The sequence below is a fragment of the Alcaligenes sp. 1735tsa3 genome (assembly GCF_024134565.1).
GTDB lineage: Bacteria > Pseudomonadota > Gammaproteobacteria > Burkholderiales > Burkholderiaceae_B > Alcaligenes > Alcaligenes phenolicus.
In genome coordinates this window covers 426,240-445,150 of sequence record NZ_CP099862.1, presented here as the reverse complement: position 1 = coordinate 445,150, position 18,911 = coordinate 426,240, and the positions used below count along the sequence as shown (strand labels likewise).

Sequence of the window (18,911 nt, the reverse complement as noted above, 5' to 3'; positions counted from 1 at the left end):
CATCACCCTGTCATCTCGACCACGAGCCCACGCCAGTATTTCGCCTGCGTCGGAGATGAAAAAAACCGGGCGAACCCGGCTTTTATCAACCCACTCAAGCAGGCTTACTTGCTGATCTTGGTGACCACGTAATCACCACCGTCACGTTTGGCAGTGAACTTTACCTTGTCACCCGGTTTGATGTTGGCCAGCAAGGCGGGATCAATTTTGTACACCAATGTCATGGCGGGCAGTTCCAGGTCGCTGATCTCACCATGCTTGATGGTAATTTTGCCGGCCTCGGCATCCAGTCGGCGCACTTCACCCGAGGCACTGGCTTCCTGAGCCTGGGCAACCACGACATAGGCCGAGCCAGCTACCACACCCAAAGTTCCCAACGCCAAGGCTGCGCTTCGTTTCGTCCACGTCATTTTTCACTCCTGCAAATTGGGCAGAGCCAGACAATTAGCTCATAATGCCTACTTTCGGACGCCTGATGCGTCTGTTTCCGATCAAGCATAACGCTAAACCTTTGCAAAAGCATGAGCGAATTTATTAAAGGGTATGTGCTGCGTCCAGCCACCCCCGCAGACCTTCCGGCCATTTTGGGCCTGATGCGCGATATGGCCGCGTTTGAGAAACTGGAGCATATTTTCAAGGCCAGCGTTGAGTCTCTGCGCAACAGTTTCTTCTCCGACGAGCCCAGTGCCTACTGCCTGGTCATTACTCCCGAAGATCAGCCCGACGCACCAATTTCTTACATTATGTGGTTTTACAACTACTCCAGTTTCCTGGATCGCCGCGGCATCTATCTGGAGGATTTGTATATAGACCCGGCCCACCGCAAGCACGGTCTGGGCGCTGCTGCCCTGCGCCATCTGGCCCAGATGGCGGTAGCCCAAGGCTGTGGCCGCCTGGAGTGGGTAGTACTGGACTGGAACCAGAACGCCATCGACTTCTACAAGTATCAGGGCGCTCAAGTGCTGGAAGACTGGCGCGTGGTACGCGTCACTGGCGATGCCCTGGTCAATTTGGCTCAAGGCACCCCTACTCCTGCCGAAACATAAGGCTTCTTCATGTCCACACGACTTTCCATTATCAGCACCCGCACCGGCGACGATGGCACAACGGGCCTGGGCGATGGCAGCCGCCTGCCCAAGACCGCTCCCCTGATTCATGCCCTGGGTGACGTGGATGAACTGAACAGCCATATCGGCGTCTTGCGCAGCATGGCACTGCCCGAGGATGTTGATGCCCTGCTGTCCGACATTCAGCACGACTTGTTCGATATGGGGGCCGAGCTGTGCATCCCTGGCCATCAGGTCATAGGCAGCGTCCACGTGGAACGTCTGGACCAAGCGATTCGTCACTACAACGAGCCCTTGGGCATCCTCAAAGAGTTCATTTTGCCCGGTGGCAGCCCGGCAGCCGCACAAGCACATGTACTGCGTTGTGTGGCGCGTCGTGCAGAACGTAGCGTCGTGGCGGTGCCCTCAGAATCCTTGCCACAAGAAGGCCCGCGCCTGTATCTGAACCGCCTGTCGGATTTGTTGTTTGTGCTGGCGCGTACCTTGAACCGCCATGCAGGCCGCTCCGACGTGCTGTGGGAGCCCAAGCGCAACGAGCCTGGCAAGGGCTGAGCCTCATCGCGACTGCGACTGCGACTGCGACTATAAGAATAGGGCCCTGCTTTAGCAGGGCCCTATTCCTTTTCAGGCTAGATCAATGCGAGTGGTATCCGCAAACTTCAGCACAGGCTCGTCCGTGGGGTCTTCGTAGACCTGCCACTTCAAGGACTGGCTGCCCACCTGAATATCCACAGTAGCCAGAGTGTTTTCCGCGTCACTGTCCGCCGGGTCACAGCGCCAGATCGGAAATTCCGCATGGTGCTGATCCGCCAGGACGGTCAAAGGATCAAGCGCAGCACCGGCTTGTGCCAACAATTGATCCCCACGCTCCTGCCGCAGCTCTGACGACCGGGTAATACGCTGCTCAAAGCCTTTCATGGACGGATGGACCGCATGGTTGGCGTGCAGATGGTTTTGCTCAATGGTCTGCACAGAAACGGCCTCGGCACTGAACTCCACGCTCAGCAAGCGTGGATCGCCACGCTGCGCCAGGCTCAAATGGAAAGCGCCGGAACGTGGATGATCCTGCAAGATCCCTACAGCCTGATCCAGATCGGGCTGATCCAGCATGGCGCGGGTCAGGACCATGCGCGGCACCCCTGGGGCCACATGACGAGCCCGCACATTATTCACCGTCATGGCCAAACCGGCCTGGGTCACTGCAAAGCTATGGCCCGGCAAGGAAGCAGGATAAAGAAAGGAGACAAAGGACATGCCGCTGTCGGGGATGAATTTGGCCACCCCGCAGTAACCGGCGAAACCTGGATCACCATCTTCGTTATGCACCAGACGAGGCTCGCCCTGGGCAGGCATTTGCACGGTAGTGCAACCATCGGGAGCCATGGCCCACAAGTCGCCCCGGCAATTCCACAAGAAAACGTCTTCAAAGGGGAGCTCCAGACCCAATGCCAGGCCCTGGAGCTCGGTCCATATTCGGGGGAAATAACGCTCGGTGTACTGAGCCAGCTGACCGGCTACAGCCGTCCCCTTCGATTGCATGATGCCTTGCCATGCTGCTGAGTTCAGCAAGTAGGCATGCACGGCGGGGGCTCCGAAACGTCCCAAAGAATGGCCAATTTCTTTGGGACCACCACTTAACTCCAGATAGGACAACTTAGCCATTGCGTCTATTTCCAGTAAGCACCGGACTGGTGCAATTGATTTTCAACCAACTCAATACCGCTGACAGCACGACTGCCCGCCTTGGCCAGAACCTGTTCCAGCAAGACCTCCACCAGTGCCTGTGCAGCAACCAGAGAAGGAAAAAAAGACGGACTGTCGGTTCCAAACAATAATGTGGCATCTGCCTGCTGCGCAATAGGGGCAAGCAAGCTGTCGCAAATCGCCAGAATTTGTGCATCTGCCTGTCGGGCCGCTGCATGGGCCAGCACGGCTTCCTGGGAATACGGTGCAAAACCGAACAAGACCAGCACATCCCCTTTTTGCAGCGCCCGCAGATCCATATCCAGAGTGCCGGACTCGCCACGCAACAAGCCAATCGAAGGTCGGAACAGACGGTACTGATAATGAAAGGAAAAAGCGGGTGCAAAAGAGGCTCTGAACCCGGCCACAAAAACCCGCTTGGCCTTGTTCAGCAATTCCACAGCCTGTGGCAAGCGTGCTTCATTCACCTCGCGCAGCAGCGCCAGAGTATCCATTTGTGCTGTCAGCGTCTGCGCCAGGCGATCTTCTTTATTTCGATTGCGTACCACCGCCCGGGCCTGATCGGCATAACGCCGTGCACCCTGTCCATGCAGCGCCTGGGTGAACACTGCCTTGAACTCTGCCCAACCGCCAAAGCCCAAAGACTGGGCAAAGCGCAGCAAGGTGGCAGGCTGCACCTGTGCCTGCGCGGCCAACTGACGCATGGACATCAAAGGCACCTGATCGGCGTGATCCAGCACATAGCGCGCGCTTTGCTGGAACTGCGGCGACATGGTGGCAAACGCTGCCTGAATACGCTCGGTCAGATTGCTCAAGGAGTTCATGGGCCAACACGCTTAAAAAGGGGACATCAAGTATATATCGGGCGCAAATGCAGTCTGGGCGCAACAGTGAGGCCTTTATCCACCTGTCCCGACAAATCAATGATGATTTATTTGTTGAAAGTATTATTATATATTCAACATACGTTGAAAATCCTTCCGGGCCTACTTTCTGGATCTGCGCCATGACACATGTCTTTCATCGCAACCCCAAACAAACCTTGCCCTGCGCCGTCAAAGGCGATGGTATCCGCATCGTGGACAGCAATGGCAACGCTTATATAGACGCCAGCGGTGGCGCGGCCGTATCCTGCCTGGGCCATAGCCACCCTGTTGTGATCGCTGCTATCAAGCAACAGCTGGACCAGATTGCCTACGCCCACACTTCCTTTTTCAGCAGCCAGGCTGCCGAGGACCTGGCAGATTTTTTGACCAGCCGATCCCCCGGTGATCTGGACCATGTGTACTTTCTGTCCGGAGGCTCGGAGGCCGTAGAAGCCAGCCTGAAGCTGGCACGGCAATATTTCGTGGAGATTGGTCAGCCCGAGCGTCATATTTTCATCGCACGCCGTCAGAGCTATCACGGCAATACGCTGGGGGCTTTGGCCATTGGCGGCAATGAATGGCGTCGCAAGCCGTTCCTGCCTCTACTGGCTCCGGCCCAGCATGTCTCGCCCTGCTACCCCTACCGCGACCAAGGCAGTGATGAAAGTGCCGAGCAATATGCCGATCGTCTGGCTCAGGAACTGGACGACATGATTCAAAGCCTGGGTCCCCAGAACGTCGCGGCCTTTGTCGGCGAGACTGTAGTGGGCGCGACCGCTGGTGCCTTGGCGCCAGTAGGCGATTACTGGAAAAAGATCCGTCAGGTCTGCGACAAGCACGGCGTGCTGCTGATTCTGGATGAGGTCATGTCGGGCATGGGGCGGACCGGCTATCTATTCGCCTGCGAAGAGGACGGAGTCGTGCCGGACATCATGGCCATTGCCAAGGGTCTGGGCGCGGGCTATCAGCCTATTGGTGCGATGCTGGCCAGTGACCGGATTTACCAAGCCATCCTGAATGGCTCGGGCTTTTTTCAGCACGGCCATACCTATATGGGTCACGCCACAGCCTGCGCTGGTGCTTTAGCCGTGCAACAAGTGATTGAGCAAGACCAGTTGCTGGAAAACGTCCGTCAACGCGGCGAGCAATTGCGCCGGGAGCTCCATCAGGCCTTGGACAGCCACCCCAATGTGGGCGATATACGCGGCCGCGGCCTGTTTGTCGGAGTCGAGCTGGTGCAGGACAAGGCCAGCAAGCAAGCGCTGGACCCTGGCTTGAAAACCCACGCCAGGATCAAGCAGCATGCGTTTTCCCAAGGTTTGATGCTCTACCCTATGGGTGGCACGATAGATGGAGTTCACGGCGACCATATCTTGCTGGCACCGCCCTTTATCTGCACCGAGGCCGACATTCACGAGATCGTGACACGTCTGACCCAAACCATAGAACACATCCTGCCCCGATAAACCCGTCGAGCAGAGCGTCGAACAAACAGTGAGAACGCTCTGCTGACTGCGCTGCGGCAAGCCAGCCGCAAGAGGCACCGCTAGCTATACATAAAGGAGAACCATGGCCCGCCTACCCTATGCTGACCTGAAAGCCCCCGACGCCGCCCCATTGGTAGAACAGATCATTGCAGAGCGCGGCAGCGTCTTGCACCTGTACCAGATGCTGCTGCACAGCCCACCCATTGCGAAAGGTTGGCTGAATCACCTGACTGGCATACGCCATAACAGCAGCCTGCCGGGCGATCTGCGCGAACTGGTCATCATGCGCGTAGCCCTATTGAACCGCGCCCCTTACGAGGCCGATCAACATGCCCCTATCGCGCTGGCAGAGGGGCTAAGTCAAGCCCAACTGGATGCTCTGCCCGACTGGCAAGATTCCGAGGCCTTCACGCCCATTCAGCGCGCTGTGCTGGCTTACACCGATGCCATGACTCTGAATGTGCAAGTGGAGTCCGCTGTTTTTCAGGACGTACGCCAGTATTTTGATGAAAAACTGACGGTTGAGCTGACCGCCACCATCGCTACCTACAATATGGTGTCGCGCTTCCTGGAAGCCTTGCACATTCATTCCGACGACTCGCGTTAAAACGGCACCCTGAGCGCCTCCGTCCGGCCACCTCCCAGGCGCCCCGCCAGAAACTCCACAAACAAACGCAGTTTGGGAGGCAAATGGCGGGTGGGCGGATACAAGGCCCACAAGGCACCACAATACTGCGTACGGAACTCCCAATCGGCCAGCACGCGCACAATACGCCCTTCCAGCTCCGGCTCCCTGGCCACAAAGCAGGGCAAACTGCCTATCCCCAAGCCGCGCTCTACCGCATCCAGACGCACACCCGTATGGTTAGCCGCATAGCGCCCGCTAACCGACACATTCAGTACCCGCCCGCCTTTATTGAAACGCCAACGTGAATCGCTGGGTGCCTCGCCCAGGTAGATGCAGCTATGTTCGCGCAACTGCTGAGGATGAACGGGCAGGCTGTGTTCGGCCAGATACTCCGGACTGGCGTACAAGCCATGCCGAATATCCGTCAGATGACGCCCCATCAAACCGGGCGGCGGCTGATCCGTGATGCGTATCGCCAGATCCAGCTGATCGTCGATCAGGTCTGCATAGCGATCATCCAGATTCATCAGCACATTCACTTTGGGGTGCGCCGCCAGGAAATCCGGCATATGCGGATGAATCAGAAAATGCCCCACGGCTTTGGGAACACTCAAGCGTATCTGCCCCTCCGGCTCGGTCTGGAACTGCCCCGAGATCTCCATCGCGGCCTGGGCGCAGGACAGCATGTCACGGGCATGCTCGTAAATCGCCTGGCCACTGTCGCTTAGCCGTAATTTACGCGTCGTGCGCTGCAATACCCGCGTTCCCAAACCTTTCTCCAGACGCGCAATGGAACGGCTGACTGCCGACGGGGTATAGCCCAGTTGGCGAGAGGCTTCGGAAAAGCTGCCTGTCTCCACCACTTTGACAAAAACCACCATATCGCTCATCAGGGAAGTGAGATTACTTGTGCTCATAGGGAATAAATTATTTCAATGAATTGCAATTATCAGGACTGCCCACTATGCCTACAATGCCTTAAAACTAACCTACAGGTAATAAAATGCAAGATAAATTATATTTGACTAGCAATAGCCTTACCTGCATAGCGGAAATCCTGGAGTGTTATCACTCCGAAAATGAGCGTTATGCTGTCAGGCTGGATAAAACCTTATTTCATCCCCAAGGCGGGGGTCAGCCTTGCGACAAAGGCACGATAAATGGGCACGAGGTCCTGCATGTGGCTCAAAACCGCGACGGTCACGTGCTGCACTACCTGCATGTGCGCCTGCCGCTGGGGCCCGTAGAACTACATATTGATCGCGCTCACCGACTGGAGCACGCCCGCCTGCATACGGCCGGCCACCTTATCGGCCATCTGGTTGAACGCATAGGCTGGCAGGCCGTAAAGGCGCATCACTGGCGAGGCGAGTCACGGGTGGTCTTTCGCAACCCCAAGGATGCTCTGCCCCCCTTCCTGGATGATTTGTCCAATCGTTGTGCTGAACAGATTCAATTGGCTCAGCCAATTTCCATCAGTTTTCAGGAAGGGCGCCGCGAGGTTGCGATTGGTAGCCTGGGGTGCTACCCCTGCGGCGGCACACATGTTGAAAACACATCCGAATTAAATGGACTGAAAATAATCCGTATAAAAAACAAAAAAGATGAATTGAGCATTCATTATGAAATGATGAATTAATAAATAATAAAAATCATGGCAGTTTATTAGCTCTGGCTATTATCGGAAAAGAAAAACAATTCTTTTAGAACCCCCAAGGGAAGTGAGATATGTATTTAGAGACCGAACGATTGCGGACTGAGCATATGCAGTCCCTGCTAAATGGCGAACTCCTGGCTATCCGCCTCTCCGGCTTCATTGATGCGCCCACCTCACAAAAGCTGGGCGAGCAAATCATAGACAAAGGCTTTGATCGCTATGTGAACGCTCCGAGCATCGGCCGCATTGGCATGGCTTTTTACGAAGCCGAAAACCAGCCCGAACGCATGGCCTCCTATTTCGAGGGGGTTTTTGACAATATCGACGAACTGCGCCGCCGCTGCGCCCCCTACCTGTCCCCGATTGACGTGCTGCGTTGCACGCTGGATGAAGTCTGGCCTGCCGGAGCCACACTGGAGACCTTGTACGGAAAGAAAATGTATGTGGGCTTGTCGCGCGTGGTGCAACCCGATGTGCGCTTTCTGGCGCATCACGACATTTTGGCCAAGGACGCCCCCGGGAATTACCAGGCCATCAGTCTACAAGGCCAGTTGGCCGCCAATGTCTATTTGAAAATGCCCGAACAAGGAGGTGAACTGCAAATCTGGCAAACCGAACTGAGCCCGGATGAATTTGATGAAATGCGTGGCGACAGCTATGGCATCCATCCTGATTTATTGGGCACCCCCGAAGTACAGATACGCCCCGGTCCGGGCGATCTGATTATTTTCAACTCTCGCAAAATGCATGCCGTCACCCCCGGCAAGGGCGATTTGCGCCTGAGCCTGTCTTGCTTTGTGGGATATCGCGGCCCGGCCATGCCGCTGACCTTCTGGAGTTAATGTGTTGCAAACCTATTGGCCAGAGTTCGCTACTCTGGCTTTGATTCATTTTTTGGCCGTTATTGCCCCTGGACCAGATTTTGCTGTCACCATCCGCCAAAGTGTGCGGCTAGGCCGCCAGGCCGGTATTGCCACTGCCATTGGTATTGGCGCCGGAATCTCCGTGCATGTGATCTATACCTTGATGGGCGTGGGAGCCCTGCTGCACTCCACCCCCTGGCTGATGAGTGTGGCCGAGGTATTGGGAGGTGCCTACCTTCTCTATATAGGCTGGGGATTCCTGCGCCAGGCCAGCACACCGATGGAAGTGAGCCTGGCCGAGTCCGACAATGGCAAACCCGCTGCTGTCAGCGTGCGCCAGTCCTTGACGCTGGGCTTCATGACCAATGCCACCAACCCTAAGGCTACGCTGTTCTTTCTGGCCGTGTTTACTACCGTGGTCAGCGCCAGCACGCCTTTGACGACCCAGATGCTCTACGGCGTCTGGATGTGCCTGGTTAATGCGGGCTGGTTTATTGTGGTCAGCCTGATCTTTACCAATCCTCGCGTACGTCAGCGATTCCTGCGTATGGGAACCTGGTTTGAGCGCGTGACAGGTGTCTTGTTGCTGGGTTTCTCGCTACGTCTGCTGGTTCATGCTGGTCAGCGCATCCTGCTATAGGCTTGCCCGTGAGCCGTGCCCAGACCTGAGTTCAGGGAAACCTCGACGATGCTCACGTACATCACAAAAAAGTCCCGCCTTTCTTTGAAGGGCGGGACTTTTATATTTAGATCATGGACTCACCCGTCTTGCGGGCTCTGCGCCAATCACGGATCAAATTGCCAATCAGCAAGATCAGAATGATGGCCGACATGACAGGCCAGACCAGAAAGTAAATCGTCATAAGCATAATGTTCTCCTTTTAGCGTCTTGTCTCATACCCTCAGGCACGAGCCGAGGCCGGCTGACCTTGTTTCGACTCCCGAACTTTCTGCTTGCTCGGTGCAGGTGTGTCATCGTAGTGAAACGACTGCACACGCTCGGCAAGCACAGAGAAATCAAAACGTTCCTGACTACGCAAGCTGATGGCCACACACACCACAGCGCTAACGCCATAGGCGGTCAGGGAACCCATCAAAACAAGGTACTCACGCAAAAAGCCAATGAAGTTGGGCAAAAGAATCGCAGTGGCAATCACCCCCACCGCAATCGCAATACGGCTGCGGAAGAAGGCAAAAGCCATCAAACCGGCAACCACACCGCCACCAATCGAAGCGGTAATCTCATAGAACACGGCCACCGCACCTTCGATAGGAATCAACTCAAAACGCACGATCGTAAACAGCACGACGGCACACAAAACCGACCAGCTAAAGGCTTTGTTGGTAACACGATCCCAGTAAAAGCTGACAATGACCGGGAACACAATCGCGCCCCACAAGGCACCCACAAACACCAGCATGACCAGAATATCCAGCTTCAGGCTGGCGAAGATCACACCCACCATCGTGGCAACCACCATGGTGATACGGCCCCACCACAACATGCGGGCTGGTTTTGGACGACCACGAGCAATGTTTTTGGCGTAGATGTCGGTCATCACGATAGCCGACAATGCAGCCAGGTCCGAGTCCGCCGTGGAGGACAAGGAGCCCACCACCAGGATGAAGAACAAGGCAATGCCAAATGGCGGCAAGTAGGTGGACGCCATCTGCGGGATGATGTTGTTCATGTTTCCATCCACAGGCTGCAAGCCGGTGAACAGAGCCAGCAAACCCAACATGCCCAGACCAATCACCACGGCACCATAACCAATGGTGGCCGTCAGGAAAGTGGGTTTGATCAGGTCCTCGCGTACGGCGAACAGGCGCTGGGCAATGGTTTGGTTACCAATCGCGTAAGCCAGCACCGCCACAAAATACGGCGCCCCCTGCTCCAGAATTGCCTTGGTGGAATAGAAGTTGGCTTGCTCGGAATCCAGACGCCACCAGTTGGCCTGCACCATCTCCGGGCCACCGGCGTTAAAGAAGATCAGCGGGATAATGACCACGGCCGACAAAATCATGGCAACCAGCTGGGCAAAGTCCGTCATCACCGAGGCGCGGAACCCCGACCACAGGGTATAGGACAAGACGCCCAGACCCGCAATCAGCACACCTTGAATAAATGTCAGAGGGCTAAGGATCGAGACCAACGCACCTGCCGCGGTGAAGTTCACCATCAGGCTGATACCACTGCCTACCACGTTGGAAATCGCCATAATCATCTGGCTGGACGAGCCGTGCCGTGCATGCAGCACCTCGGCCAGGGTGTGCGCCTGCGGGGCCAACTGGCGAAAACGTCGCCCGAAGGGGTAGATGAACAAGATCATCAAGGCTCCCCATAGCCCGTAATGCAGTGGGCCGGATAGCCCGTACTTGAAGCCCGAGGTCGCGCTGGCATAAAACGACGCCGCCCATACCCAGGTGGCAATCATGCTGGCCGCCGACAGGCCAAACCCCACCGCACTGTTGGATACCATGTATCCGTCCACGTTTTCTTTCTTTTGACCAATCATGAGCGACATCAGGAACGTCGCGCCATAAAAGCCGACCAATAACAATATGGCCGTCGTGGTTGAAAGCGTAAAAAACTCCGCCTCTTGCATGTCTTTCCTTTTCTCTTCTGCGCGAGAGCCACTTGCACCACCTGGCTCACTCGCATGCATGCCGATTCCGCATTAACGCGCTGGGCGACACCCATCCCAGGACCAGAACCGAAACACTTGAACCGAACGCGCGCACAAACGCCCCCGCCCTTGGCGCAAGCCAAAGCGAGAAAAAAGCAAGACACAGCGCAAAGTGCCTCACATTGCGGCGAGTCTGCGGGCCTTACAGCAAATAAACATGGCCAGAGACAAGCCGCTCTGTTGCAGGCCGATGTCGTGTGAGACAGTCGGCTGGTTGTTCCGCGACCCAAGGGCCGGGCAAGGTGTTTCGGGCTAAAGCCGGGTTGTTGTGCAACAACCTGTTGAAGAACGGGCCGTCATTTTTTTATGCAATTTTGTCGCACCTGAACGGCCTGTTCGAGAAGCTGATTCAATGAACCAGAGCGATCAATTATACATATTTAAAATTTAAGGGTCTATATCATGCTGTTTCAGCATCGAGAACGGGCTCTCAAGCCCTTTCCGAGTCATTCATAGACCTCATCATTATTAAGGCTCACGCGTGCCAGCTCCTGACATGCTAGGGGCACTTTACCCACAAAAGCGTAGCCTTCCCCGCGTACCGAACGAATGGGCAGCTCCTCTCCCATGGCGGTTAATTTACGTTTCAAGCGACTGATCAAAACGTCCACAGAACGGGCAGTTGCCTCCCGCCCTTCCTCCAGCGGAAAAAGACGATCGCGCTCTACGGTTTGGGGGCTGACTGCAAAGAGAACCTGGACAATACGCCGCTCGCCGCGGGTCAACATGACCGAGTGCCCTCTGGGCGTGATCATGGTCCAGCCATTCTCCATCAAATCCCAAAGCTGGGAATCTGGCTCCGGCTCGGATCTATAAGCGATATTGCCTGCTTTGAGCGGCTCTGCAGGAGAACCACGCAAGCTTCGCTGCAGGGCATAACCACGCCGGCGCAAGGCCTGCACGCAAGCGACCACCTCCACCGGCAAAGCCTCCTGATCAAAGCAGGCGTCCGCCCCGGCAAGCAACAAATGTCCACGTTCCAGGCCGGCCATTTTGTCGCGCCGCACAACGATGACGCCGGCGGCAGGAAAATCCATACGCAAACGATTGATGTGTAAAAAAACGTTGTCTGCCTGACACACCAAAGCAAACACCGTCTCCGCCCCGCAAGCATGTGCCTGAGACAGACACTGCTCCATCGTCTCTACCGTCTGGATCCTCACCCCCCACTGCTCCGACTCCAAAGCGATCTGCTGCAAACTAGCCTTGTCGTCATACAACAGAAAAATCTGTTCTACCGTCATAGTCCTCACCCTTGCTGGCCCTATCAGGCACTTTATGTTTTTTTTACCCTTGGACCTGCCTTAACAAACGCTGTGCTGCTGCGTCGTCAGGCATGGATAGATAAATAGCCCCCTGCTTCAAGGGCTCGCCAATTCGGGCGACTTGTGCCACTTGATCTTCCATAACCAAAACCAGCAAGGCTCCCACATTACCAGAGCTGGCCTCGGCCAACTTACGCGCGCCCAAAGAATTCAATTGGAATCGAACAAGATGCTGTCCCTGTTCAGTCCGCAAGGACGCCACACGCGTCAAATCGCTGCGCTGCACAACAACTTGCGGATACAACCACAGGGGACCTTGCGGTCCCTGCACTTGCACCAGACCGGGGATGGCTTGGCGCATTCCCACGTAGAAATCTACTTGAGGAACCTGCACCGAGCGCTGTGTCTGAGAGGCCAAAAAACTGCGTGTTCCATCTGCCCCTTCCTGCTCATAGTGGCTTGCCAGTGCTGGCGGGCTCAAATCAGCCCCACCTCCTGCTGTTGTGGTCTGGCACCCGGCCAGTAAAAACAGCATCATGCCTATAGCCGTGCCCAGTACTGCTTGCCCTGTTTGACTATGCGTTGTCGCCATATTCACTCTCCGCTTTGACCCGCCGCTGCGGCCCCGTTCAGGACACCGGGCATAGCCCGGCAAAAAGGGTCGCGTACCCAGGCACGCGACCCTTATCCCTCACCCCTTTACCATTGATACCCCACACCCACCGAGCCACCGTAATCACCACGGGAGGATCCCGCAACGTTGCCCTTCAGGACCCAACTGCCGCTGTCTGTCACCGTGGACAAACCCATGGCGTAACCACTTTCACCACGCCATACACCGCCAGAAACGGAGAACATGCTCTTGCCGGGGACATAGGCTTGCGGCAAACCTGCCATTGCCATGGCGGCTGCCACACCAGCACTCGCCCGGTTCTCCACCTTGTCGATACGACGGTCCAGATGGTTGAACTGATTGGTGATATTGGAGGTCGCCTGGCTCAACTGACGCACGTTGACGGCATCTTGCGGTGCCTGACCATCGGCCAGATTGCTGATGGTCTTGTCGTGCATGTCGATACCCTGCTGATTCATGGTTGGGCCATCGACAATCTTCACTTCATTGGTAGTGACGGACTTGGCCACCACACTGTTCACCTTGATGTCCTGCGCCAAGGCCACCGTCACGTCCGTACCAGAGCGCGAGATTTCGATGTTGTCGCCATTAAGGAACTGCACTGTGGACTTGGGCGCGACATTGCTGGCCGTATCGCCATTGGTCTGGATGTTCCAGCCCGCACTGGCCAGCTCGGTCACGTTCTCTACCTTGGTATTCAAGCCACCCAAAGCATCGTTCACGTTGTTGTAGGTTTTATCGCCTACGTTCAGCTCCGTAACCAGCTTGCCGTTCTCGAACTTGGAACCACCCCCCATGCCGCTGGCAATGCTTTCACCCATATCGTGAATCTGGCTGCCATTGACTGCATCGGTACTGTTCGCGGAGATATCGCCACGCGCCACATTAGTGATGCCCGTGCCACCCGTACGACCACCATCAGTCGACTCGGCTCCGGCCATGGTGACCTTGCCGTGGTTCACGGACTGATCCGGATTCAGGTCGTACTTGACAGCACGATCCACCAGATTCTGGGTTTCGCCCCGCACCAGATCCAGTTGCTCTTCAGTGGCGGCACGACCGCTCTTGCCAAAGTTGGCCCCCGTCAGGGTACGGTTGCTCAAGCCGGTAATGTCATTGTCCGCGGCCGACATCATCACATTGCCAGCGCGCAGTCCGGCATTGCTCAAGGCAATGTTCGTCCCGATGGCAAAGCCCAGATTGTTCATGACCACATCAGGAGCGCCACCCGTGCCTTTCACGGTCACACTCTTGAGGTCCAGATCGTCATTCAAGGCAATGCTCAAGGTGTCGCTACCGTCACCACTGGTGCTCAGATTGCTATTGCTGCCTACAATCTTCAGCGTCTCTCCCAGATCACGATGTACTGCCGTGCCGGTACTGCCCGCAAAATTCATGCCCTTGGCGGTCAAACCATCATCACGGCCTTCCAGTTGGCTGACGTTCACCGCATCGGTCGCTGCCACCCCTTTCTCCACACCGGTGATCTTCTGATTACCGGCATGGATGCCCTGGTCATTAATCACCACATTGAAGGCGGTCAGACCGGCATTGGTCAGATTGACTTGCCCGATCGTCAGGCCGGTATTGCCCAGAATGACATCAGGTTTGCCCGTGGCACCCTTGACCTTCACTCCCGCGGTCGTCATCTCGGTATCACCCGTGGTGACGCTGGTCAGTGTCAGATCATCATTCAGAGCCACTTGCACCGTATCGCCCCCCACCGTGGAGGTACTCAGATTGGCATTGCTGCCCTTGATGGTCAGTGTCTGGCCCAGATCACGATGTACGGCTGTACCGCTTTGTGCAGCAAACTCCATGCCCTTGGCCGTCAAGCCACCTTCGGCGTCCGTCAACTGGCTCAGATTCACCGCATCGGTCCCTGTGGTTCCCTTGGCCACATTGGTGATCTTCTGGCTGCCCATATCAGCACCCTTGAAGAACGGGGTCTCGGCAATCTGCACCTGCAACTGACCGTTCAGGACCTGAGTACGCAGATTGGCACCGCTGTAATTACCCGCGGTCGTCGCCCCACCCAGAATCTCCAGGCGTTGTCCCAGATTCTTGTGAATCGTCGTATTGCTGTTACCGCTACTGAAGTTATTGCCGCTGTAGTTGGTCCCCAAGGCCGTCAGATCCTGGTCCAGCTTGATCAGCTGAGCAACGTTGACCGCATCGGTCAGATCCTGACCACCGGCCAGATTGGTGATACGACGTTGTTCTGAGCCATTACCGATCGATACCACACCTTGCTTGGCTTCCTGCGTAACCGTGCCTGTATAGCGCGCAGTCGAGGACGTGTAAGCCGCATTCGTTGTGGCCCCCGCCCCCAGCGCCACTGCACCGGCTGCCGACACGGTTGCACCCGCACCCAGAGCCATCCCCTGAATTGCCGTCTCATTGGCAATCGCGCCCTGCCCCATCGCCAGCGACTTCTCGGCAGAAGCGCGCGTATCCTTACCCCAGACCTGGGACCCGGCCGCCAAAGCCTGGGCATTAGTCCCCAGAGCCGAGGCATCCAGGCCTTCGGAAATGGCTTTGAAGCCCAGCGCCAAGCCACCATCTTCCTTGGCGTTGGAGCCTGCGCCCACGCTCATCGCCCCTTCACCGTGCATGATGTATTCGATCAAGCCATTCGGCCCCGTTTTTTCTTCGATCCAGCCGGCTTTGGCCTTGTCACCCACAGCAATGGAACGGCGACCATCAGCCTCGACATCCGAACCGGCACCCACAGCATTGCTGGCACGGGTCTTGCTGCCTTGACCCAAGGCCAGGGAGCCACTGCCCGCCACAAAAGCCTGATGGCCCAGCGCCACGGACTGGCTGCCCGATGCCGAGGAGCCACTGCCCAGGGCCACGCTCTGCGTTGCTCCCCGAGCAACACTGGAATTGCTACCAATCGAGATGCCATCTATCGCTTGATCGTAGGCATTGCGTCCAAAGGCGATACCGCCTTCCTGGGTGACACGAGCACGCTCACCGAAAGCGATCGCACCACGGGTTTGATTCTGGCCGTCCCCCATCACTTCAGCCTTGTACCCGATGGCCGTGGAGAAGTTGGCCGTATCAGCCACACGAGCCTCATGCCCCAGGGCCATGGAGCTTTCCGATTCGGCCGACGACCCACTGCCCACCACCGTCGCACCCAGGGCCGACGCCTCGGTATTGGAGCCCAAGGAAGTGGTGTAGTCAGCCTGTTGCAGACCGCCTGCGGACGAGTTCAAGCCAATGGCCGTTCCACCCACACCGGAAGCCCGCGCAACCGCACCAATGGCAATCGCATCATTACCCGTCGCGCCGTTGTTGTTGACGTTCGGATTCTGGGTCGAGTTCACGCTAACGTAGCGTTGGCGGTTGGCAATCAGCGTGGACTCCAGATCATCCAGCTGGCCTTTGTTGACCGCGTCATCCACATCCACACCCGCCGCCAGATTCGTGATCCGTACCGGAGCACCGGTGCTGCTGTCCAGGTCGATCAAGGTGCGGTCGGCATTGGAATAAGTCACGGCAGACAATCCGCCAATCATGCCGGCTACGCCGGTGCGCATGGCCTCAAACGCGGAGCCAATCGAGGTGTAGGTATGGTCATTGCCATTTTCATCTTTGATGACAAAGGCCGGGCCGGAAATCACCCCGTCGCTATCCCACTTCAAGTTACCACCCACAATGGATTCCAGATTGGTATGCAGCACTTTCAGCTGACTGACGTTGACCGCATCCGTATCCAGTCGACCTGCTGCCACGTTGCTCAAACGCCGCTGAGCATCGGTAGTCCCGAAGGACACACTGGAAGAGGCCAGATAAGCCCCCGTTGGCGCCCCATAGCCCAGACCTGTTGTTTCTACCGAATGGGCATTGGCACCAATCGCCACGCTATTGGCGTGCGTGACACGCGCCTGATCACCCAAGGCAATCCCGCCTGCGGCCGCCCGAGTGGACGTGCCCGCATACACCAGCGCTTTATTACCAATCGCAATGCCGCCGATGTCATAGTCAACCACAGTAGCCATTGAACCCATGGCCACCGAGCCTGTGGCACCCGAACGAGAGCGGTCACCCACTGCCACGGCATTGGAGGCCTTGACGGGCGGTGCTACCGGAGTACCGGAGCCTGTCTCACCAGGCAAATTATTGGCCCCGTAACCGATACTGACTGTACGGTCCCCGACGATCCGGCTGCCGGCCTCACGACCAATGGCCACGGTATCGTCACCGGTAATATCGCCACCGGACTTGTAGCCCAGCGCGACGTTATACCCCCCCAAGACTCCCCGGCCAGCTTCACCACCAACGGCAACCTGACCGAATCGGTTGCCAATGACCGGCGTGCCAGCGTTAACGCCAGCCCCTTCACCAATCGATACACCGGATTCTGTATTGCTCAAAGCGCCTGTACCAATGGCAACAGATTTGATCCCGTGAGCCTGGGCCCCTGCACCGCCTGCGAAAGACAGACTGCCCGAGGCATTGGCCCCGGCGCCCACCGCAGTAGAGCTCCCCCCCGAGCTGCGCGCCCCCGAACCCAAAGCGGTACCTGAGGCCGACATGACCGTTGAGCCTGCTCCTAATGCAACAGCGGAGCTGGCGTCCTGCCAAATCGTTGTTCCCTGGCCAATGGCAACCGATTGATCTGCCAGCAGCCCCACGTCGGCGCTGGTTCCCAAGGCAATTGCCCCGGTCGCCTTGGCAATGGCCTTGTTGCCGATGGCAACTGTGTCATCCACCTCCAACGGATCAACCGCAGTGCCGGCCTGATTACCGATGGCCACATTATTCTTGCCTTCCAGACGCTGGCCTGCGCCATTACCCATGGCAATCAAATCGCTGCCCTTGCTGGCAGTACCGGCGTCACTGCCAATCGCAATGCCATTTTCGACGGTATTGCCGGTGCCCGAGCGAGCTCCCAAGGCAATCGCTTCTTTACCTGCAGCCTCCGACTCCAGACCTGCTGCCAGGGCAGCCTCGCCCGCTGCCGTCGCCTGTGGTCCAATCGCGATAGAGTCAACGCCACTGGCTACCGAATCAGTCTTGGTCGATTTGGTGTGGAAGTACTTGATGCCATCACCTGAGTTCAAGGCACCATACAAGACCTTGCCCGACACAGCCTCAGTGCTGGAGGCGTTCACAGCGGCGTCGGCCAAGCCAGAGATCTTGTTGTTATTCACATTCACGGCACGCAAGTTGGTATTGCCGGTCGCAGTCAGACTGACAGTATTGATGCCTCCCGAGTTGACAGCCCCCACCACCGTGGCCGATTTCGCTGCCAAGTTTCCATCAATGGCAGCACTGGGTGCCGTCAACATGCCAGTAAAGGTACCTGTCCCGGCGGACACACTTCCTGCCGTCAATTGATTGGTAATCGTGGCGGTATTCACCTGCAAATCACCTTGCACGGTGGCCGAACCCGCTGTCAGTTGACCGGTAAATTCGCCACTGGCTGCCTTGACCGGGCCTGAGGCCGTCAAGGAATCCACGTTGAGATCAGGACTCAAAGCCACCGAAACGGCCCCGTCCGTTTGGGTCAGAGCGATGTTGCTGCCTGAGGTCAACGAAAAAGCGCCACCAGGAATCACGTGAAAAGGGGTAGCGCCATCCACGCTCAACTCCCAACCATCGGTAACTTGTGCCGTGGCGGTTTGTGTCAACACCCCTGCACTGAGCAGTGCCAAGGCCACGGCCCGCAGGCGTAAACCCTGCACCCACTCCAGTACCGCCAGGCTGGCGCTGGTGCCACCGGAGCTGCGCTTGCCGCGCGCCTTGGTGTTCTCCGCAACAGCGACAAATGTTGCCGTTTGCTCGTTCCAAACCGACTTATAGATTCTGTTCATGGTCTCTTCGCTTTCAAAAGAAATTAGCCATAAGTCTTTCCTGCCCGCCCATATCTCACGCTGACGTAACAGAGTTTTCAGGCGCAACAAATCCCCTCGCCCCGTCTTGGCGATAATTTGAATTAGTTGTACAGGAAATTCTTACCGAACCCTCATCCCTATTCGGATATTTTTATTTTCTTACCGTTTTTTAATAATTACTTTTGAATTTCCACAGAAGCCATT

At 56.7% G+C, this 18,911-nt stretch carries 16 protein-coding genes; 7 read left to right on the top strand and 9 right to left on the bottom strand.

Going from position 1 to position 18,911, the window contains the following annotated elements; all coding sequences use genetic code 11:
• Window positions 1–104 precede the first annotated feature (104 nt).
• Window positions 105–410, bottom strand: a complete 306-nt coding sequence (locus NIZ92_RS02000) for a copper-binding protein (protein ID WP_009462618.1) — start codon at window positions 408–410, stop codon at window positions 105–107.
• Between the two features lie 111 nt (window positions 411–521).
• Here NIZ92_RS02000 and NIZ92_RS01995 point away from each other — a divergent pair, with 111 nt between their 5' ends.
• Both NIZ92_RS01995 and NIZ92_RS01990 read left to right on the top strand, forming a co-directional pair.
• Window positions 522–1,046, top strand: coding sequence for a GNAT family N-acetyltransferase (locus NIZ92_RS01995; protein ID WP_080748114.1), 525 nt, complete (start codon window positions 522–524; stop codon window positions 1,044–1,046).
• 9 nt (window positions 1,047–1,055) lie between these two features.
• Window positions 1,056–1,619: a cob(I)yrinic acid a,c-diamide adenosyltransferase gene (locus tag NIZ92_RS01990; protein ID WP_035273561.1), complete on the top strand. Its 564-nt coding sequence runs from the start codon at window positions 1,056–1,058 to the stop codon at window positions 1,617–1,619.
• A gap of 72 nt (window positions 1,620–1,691) precedes the next feature.
• On the opposite strand, the gene NIZ92_RS01985 is transcribed toward NIZ92_RS01990, so the two are convergent.
• Together NIZ92_RS01985 and NIZ92_RS01980 are read right to left on the bottom strand one after the other, a co-directional pair.
• Complete coding sequence (locus tag NIZ92_RS01985; RefSeq protein ID WP_035269257.1) at window positions 1,692–2,729, bottom strand: C45 family peptidase; 1,038 nt, start codon at window positions 2,727–2,729, stop codon at window positions 1,692–1,694.
• A 5-nt stretch (window positions 2,730–2,734) separates the two neighbouring features.
• Entirely contained in the window at window positions 2,735–3,595 is an 861-nt protein-coding gene (locus NIZ92_RS01980) for a MurR/RpiR family transcriptional regulator (RefSeq protein WP_254002614.1), read from the bottom strand.
• Between the two features lie 182 nt (window positions 3,596–3,777).
• Between NIZ92_RS01980 and NIZ92_RS01975 the strand changes: the two genes are divergently transcribed.
• Window positions 3,778–5,103, top strand: a complete 1,326-nt coding sequence (locus NIZ92_RS01975; protein ID WP_254002613.1) for an aspartate aminotransferase family protein — start codon at window positions 3,778–3,780, stop codon at window positions 5,101–5,103.
• Between the two features lie 103 nt (window positions 5,104–5,206).
• Window positions 5,207–5,731, top strand: a complete 525-nt coding sequence (locus tag NIZ92_RS01970) for a carboxymuconolactone decarboxylase family protein (RefSeq protein WP_247966064.1) — start codon at window positions 5,207–5,209, stop codon at window positions 5,729–5,731.
• On the opposite strand, the gene NIZ92_RS01965 is transcribed toward NIZ92_RS01970, so the two are convergent.
• Window positions 5,728–6,669: a LysR family transcriptional regulator gene (locus NIZ92_RS01965; protein WP_052159245.1), complete on the bottom strand. Its 942-nt coding sequence runs from the start codon at window positions 6,667–6,669 to the stop codon at window positions 5,728–5,730. The two genes, NIZ92_RS01970 and NIZ92_RS01965, sit on opposite strands and share 4 nt — an antisense overlap.
• Window positions 6,670–6,755: 86 nt before the next feature.
• On the opposite strand from NIZ92_RS01965, the gene NIZ92_RS01960 reads away from it, so the two are divergent.
• The 3 genes from NIZ92_RS01960 to NIZ92_RS01950 all read left to right on the top strand — a co-directional run bounded on the left by NIZ92_RS01960 (window position 6,756) and on the right by NIZ92_RS01950 (window position 8,912).
• On the top strand, window positions 6,756–7,391 hold the full coding sequence (locus NIZ92_RS01960) for a threonine--tRNA ligase (RefSeq protein WP_060186165.1): 636 nt from the start codon (window positions 6,756–6,758) through the stop codon (window positions 7,389–7,391).
• A gap of 125 nt (window positions 7,392–7,516) precedes the next feature.
• Complete coding sequence (locus NIZ92_RS01955) at window positions 7,517–8,251, top strand: 2OG-Fe(II) oxygenase (RefSeq protein ID WP_009462634.1); 735 nt, start codon at window positions 7,517–7,519, stop codon at window positions 8,249–8,251.
• Between the two features lies 1 nt (window position 8,252).
• A complete protein-coding gene (locus NIZ92_RS01950) occupies window positions 8,253–8,912 on the top strand; it encodes a LysE family transporter (protein WP_314879790.1) in 660 nt (219 codons plus the stop codon).
• A gap of 106 nt (window positions 8,913–9,018) precedes the next feature.
• Here NIZ92_RS01950 and NIZ92_RS01945 read toward each other — a convergent pair whose 3' ends face one another.
• The 5 genes from NIZ92_RS01945 to NIZ92_RS01925 form a co-directional block, all read right to left on the bottom strand.
• A complete protein-coding gene (locus NIZ92_RS01945) occupies window positions 9,019–9,141 on the bottom strand; it encodes a putative transporter small subunit (protein ID WP_235332440.1) in 123 nt (40 codons plus the stop codon).
• Between the two features lie 33 nt (window positions 9,142–9,174).
• Entirely contained in the window at window positions 9,175–10,878 is a 1,704-nt protein-coding gene (locus NIZ92_RS01940; RefSeq protein WP_254002612.1) for a sodium:solute symporter family protein, read from the bottom strand.
• Between the two features lie 527 nt (window positions 10,879–11,405).
• Window positions 11,406–12,203 carry a winged helix-turn-helix domain-containing protein gene (locus tag NIZ92_RS01935; RefSeq protein ID WP_254002611.1) on the bottom strand — a complete coding sequence of 266 codons (798 nt, stop codon included), beginning with the start codon at window positions 12,201–12,203 and terminating at the stop codon, window positions 11,406–11,408.
• 43 nt (window positions 12,204–12,246) lie between these two features.
• The gene (locus tag NIZ92_RS01930; RefSeq protein ID WP_143241220.1) at window positions 12,247–12,816 is read right to left on the bottom strand and encodes a hypothetical protein; all 570 of its coding nucleotides are present in this window, start codon (window positions 12,814–12,816) and stop codon (window positions 12,247–12,249) included.
• 107 nt (window positions 12,817–12,923) lie between these two features.
• The gene (locus tag NIZ92_RS01925) at window positions 12,924–18,686 is read right to left on the bottom strand and encodes an ESPR-type extended signal peptide-containing protein (RefSeq protein ID WP_254002610.1); all 5,763 of its coding nucleotides are present in this window, start codon (window positions 18,684–18,686) and stop codon (window positions 12,924–12,926) included.
• Between the last annotated feature and the right edge of the window lie 225 nt (window positions 18,687–18,911).

What these genes read in the sequence shown, in the direction of transcription:
- NIZ92_RS02000 (WP_009462618.1), bottom strand. Translation starts at nt 410, where the DNA reads ATGACGTGGACGAAACGAAGCGCAGCCTTGGCGTTGGGAACTTTGGGT.
- NIZ92_RS01995 (WP_080748114.1), top strand. Translation starts at nt 522, where the DNA reads ATGAGCGAATTTATTAAAGGGTATGTGCTGCGTCCAGCCACCCCCGCA.
- NIZ92_RS01990 (WP_035273561.1), top strand. Translation starts at nt 1,056, where the DNA reads ATGTCCACACGACTTTCCATTATCAGCACCCGCACCGGCGACGATGGC.
- NIZ92_RS01985 (WP_035269257.1), bottom strand. Translation starts at nt 2,729, where the DNA reads ATGGCTAAGTTGTCCTATCTGGAGTTAAGTGGTGGTCCCAAAGAAATT.
- NIZ92_RS01980 (WP_254002614.1), bottom strand. Translation starts at nt 3,595, where the DNA reads ATGAACTCCTTGAGCAATCTGACCGAGCGTATTCAGGCAGCGTTTGCC.
- NIZ92_RS01975 (WP_254002613.1), top strand. Translation starts at nt 3,778, where the DNA reads ATGACACATGTCTTTCATCGCAACCCCAAACAAACCTTGCCCTGCGCC.
- NIZ92_RS01970 (WP_247966064.1), top strand. Translation starts at nt 5,207, where the DNA reads ATGGCCCGCCTACCCTATGCTGACCTGAAAGCCCCCGACGCCGCCCCA.
- NIZ92_RS01965 (WP_052159245.1), bottom strand. Translation starts at nt 6,669, where the DNA reads ATGAGCACAAGTAATCTCACTTCCCTGATGAGCGATATGGTGGTTTTT.
- NIZ92_RS01960 (WP_060186165.1), top strand. Translation starts at nt 6,756, where the DNA reads ATGCAAGATAAATTATATTTGACTAGCAATAGCCTTACCTGCATAGCG.
- NIZ92_RS01955 (WP_009462634.1), top strand. Translation starts at nt 7,517, where the DNA reads ATGCAGTCCCTGCTAAATGGCGAACTCCTGGCTATCCGCCTCTCCGGC.
- NIZ92_RS01945 (WP_235332440.1), bottom strand. Translation starts at nt 9,141, where the DNA reads ATGCTTATGACGATTTACTTTCTGGTCTGGCCTGTCATGTCGGCCATC.
- NIZ92_RS01940 (WP_254002612.1), bottom strand. Translation starts at nt 10,878, where the DNA reads ATGCAAGAGGCGGAGTTTTTTACGCTTTCAACCACGACGGCCATATTG.
- NIZ92_RS01935 (WP_254002611.1), bottom strand. Translation starts at nt 12,203, where the DNA reads ATGACGGTAGAACAGATTTTTCTGTTGTATGACGACAAGGCTAGTTTG.
- NIZ92_RS01930 (WP_143241220.1), bottom strand. Translation starts at nt 12,816, where the DNA reads ATGGCGACAACGCATAGTCAAACAGGGCAAGCAGTACTGGGCACGGCT.
- NIZ92_RS01925 (WP_254002610.1), bottom strand. Translation starts at nt 18,686, where the DNA reads ATGAACAGAATCTATAAGTCGGTTTGGAACGAGCAAACGGCAACATTT.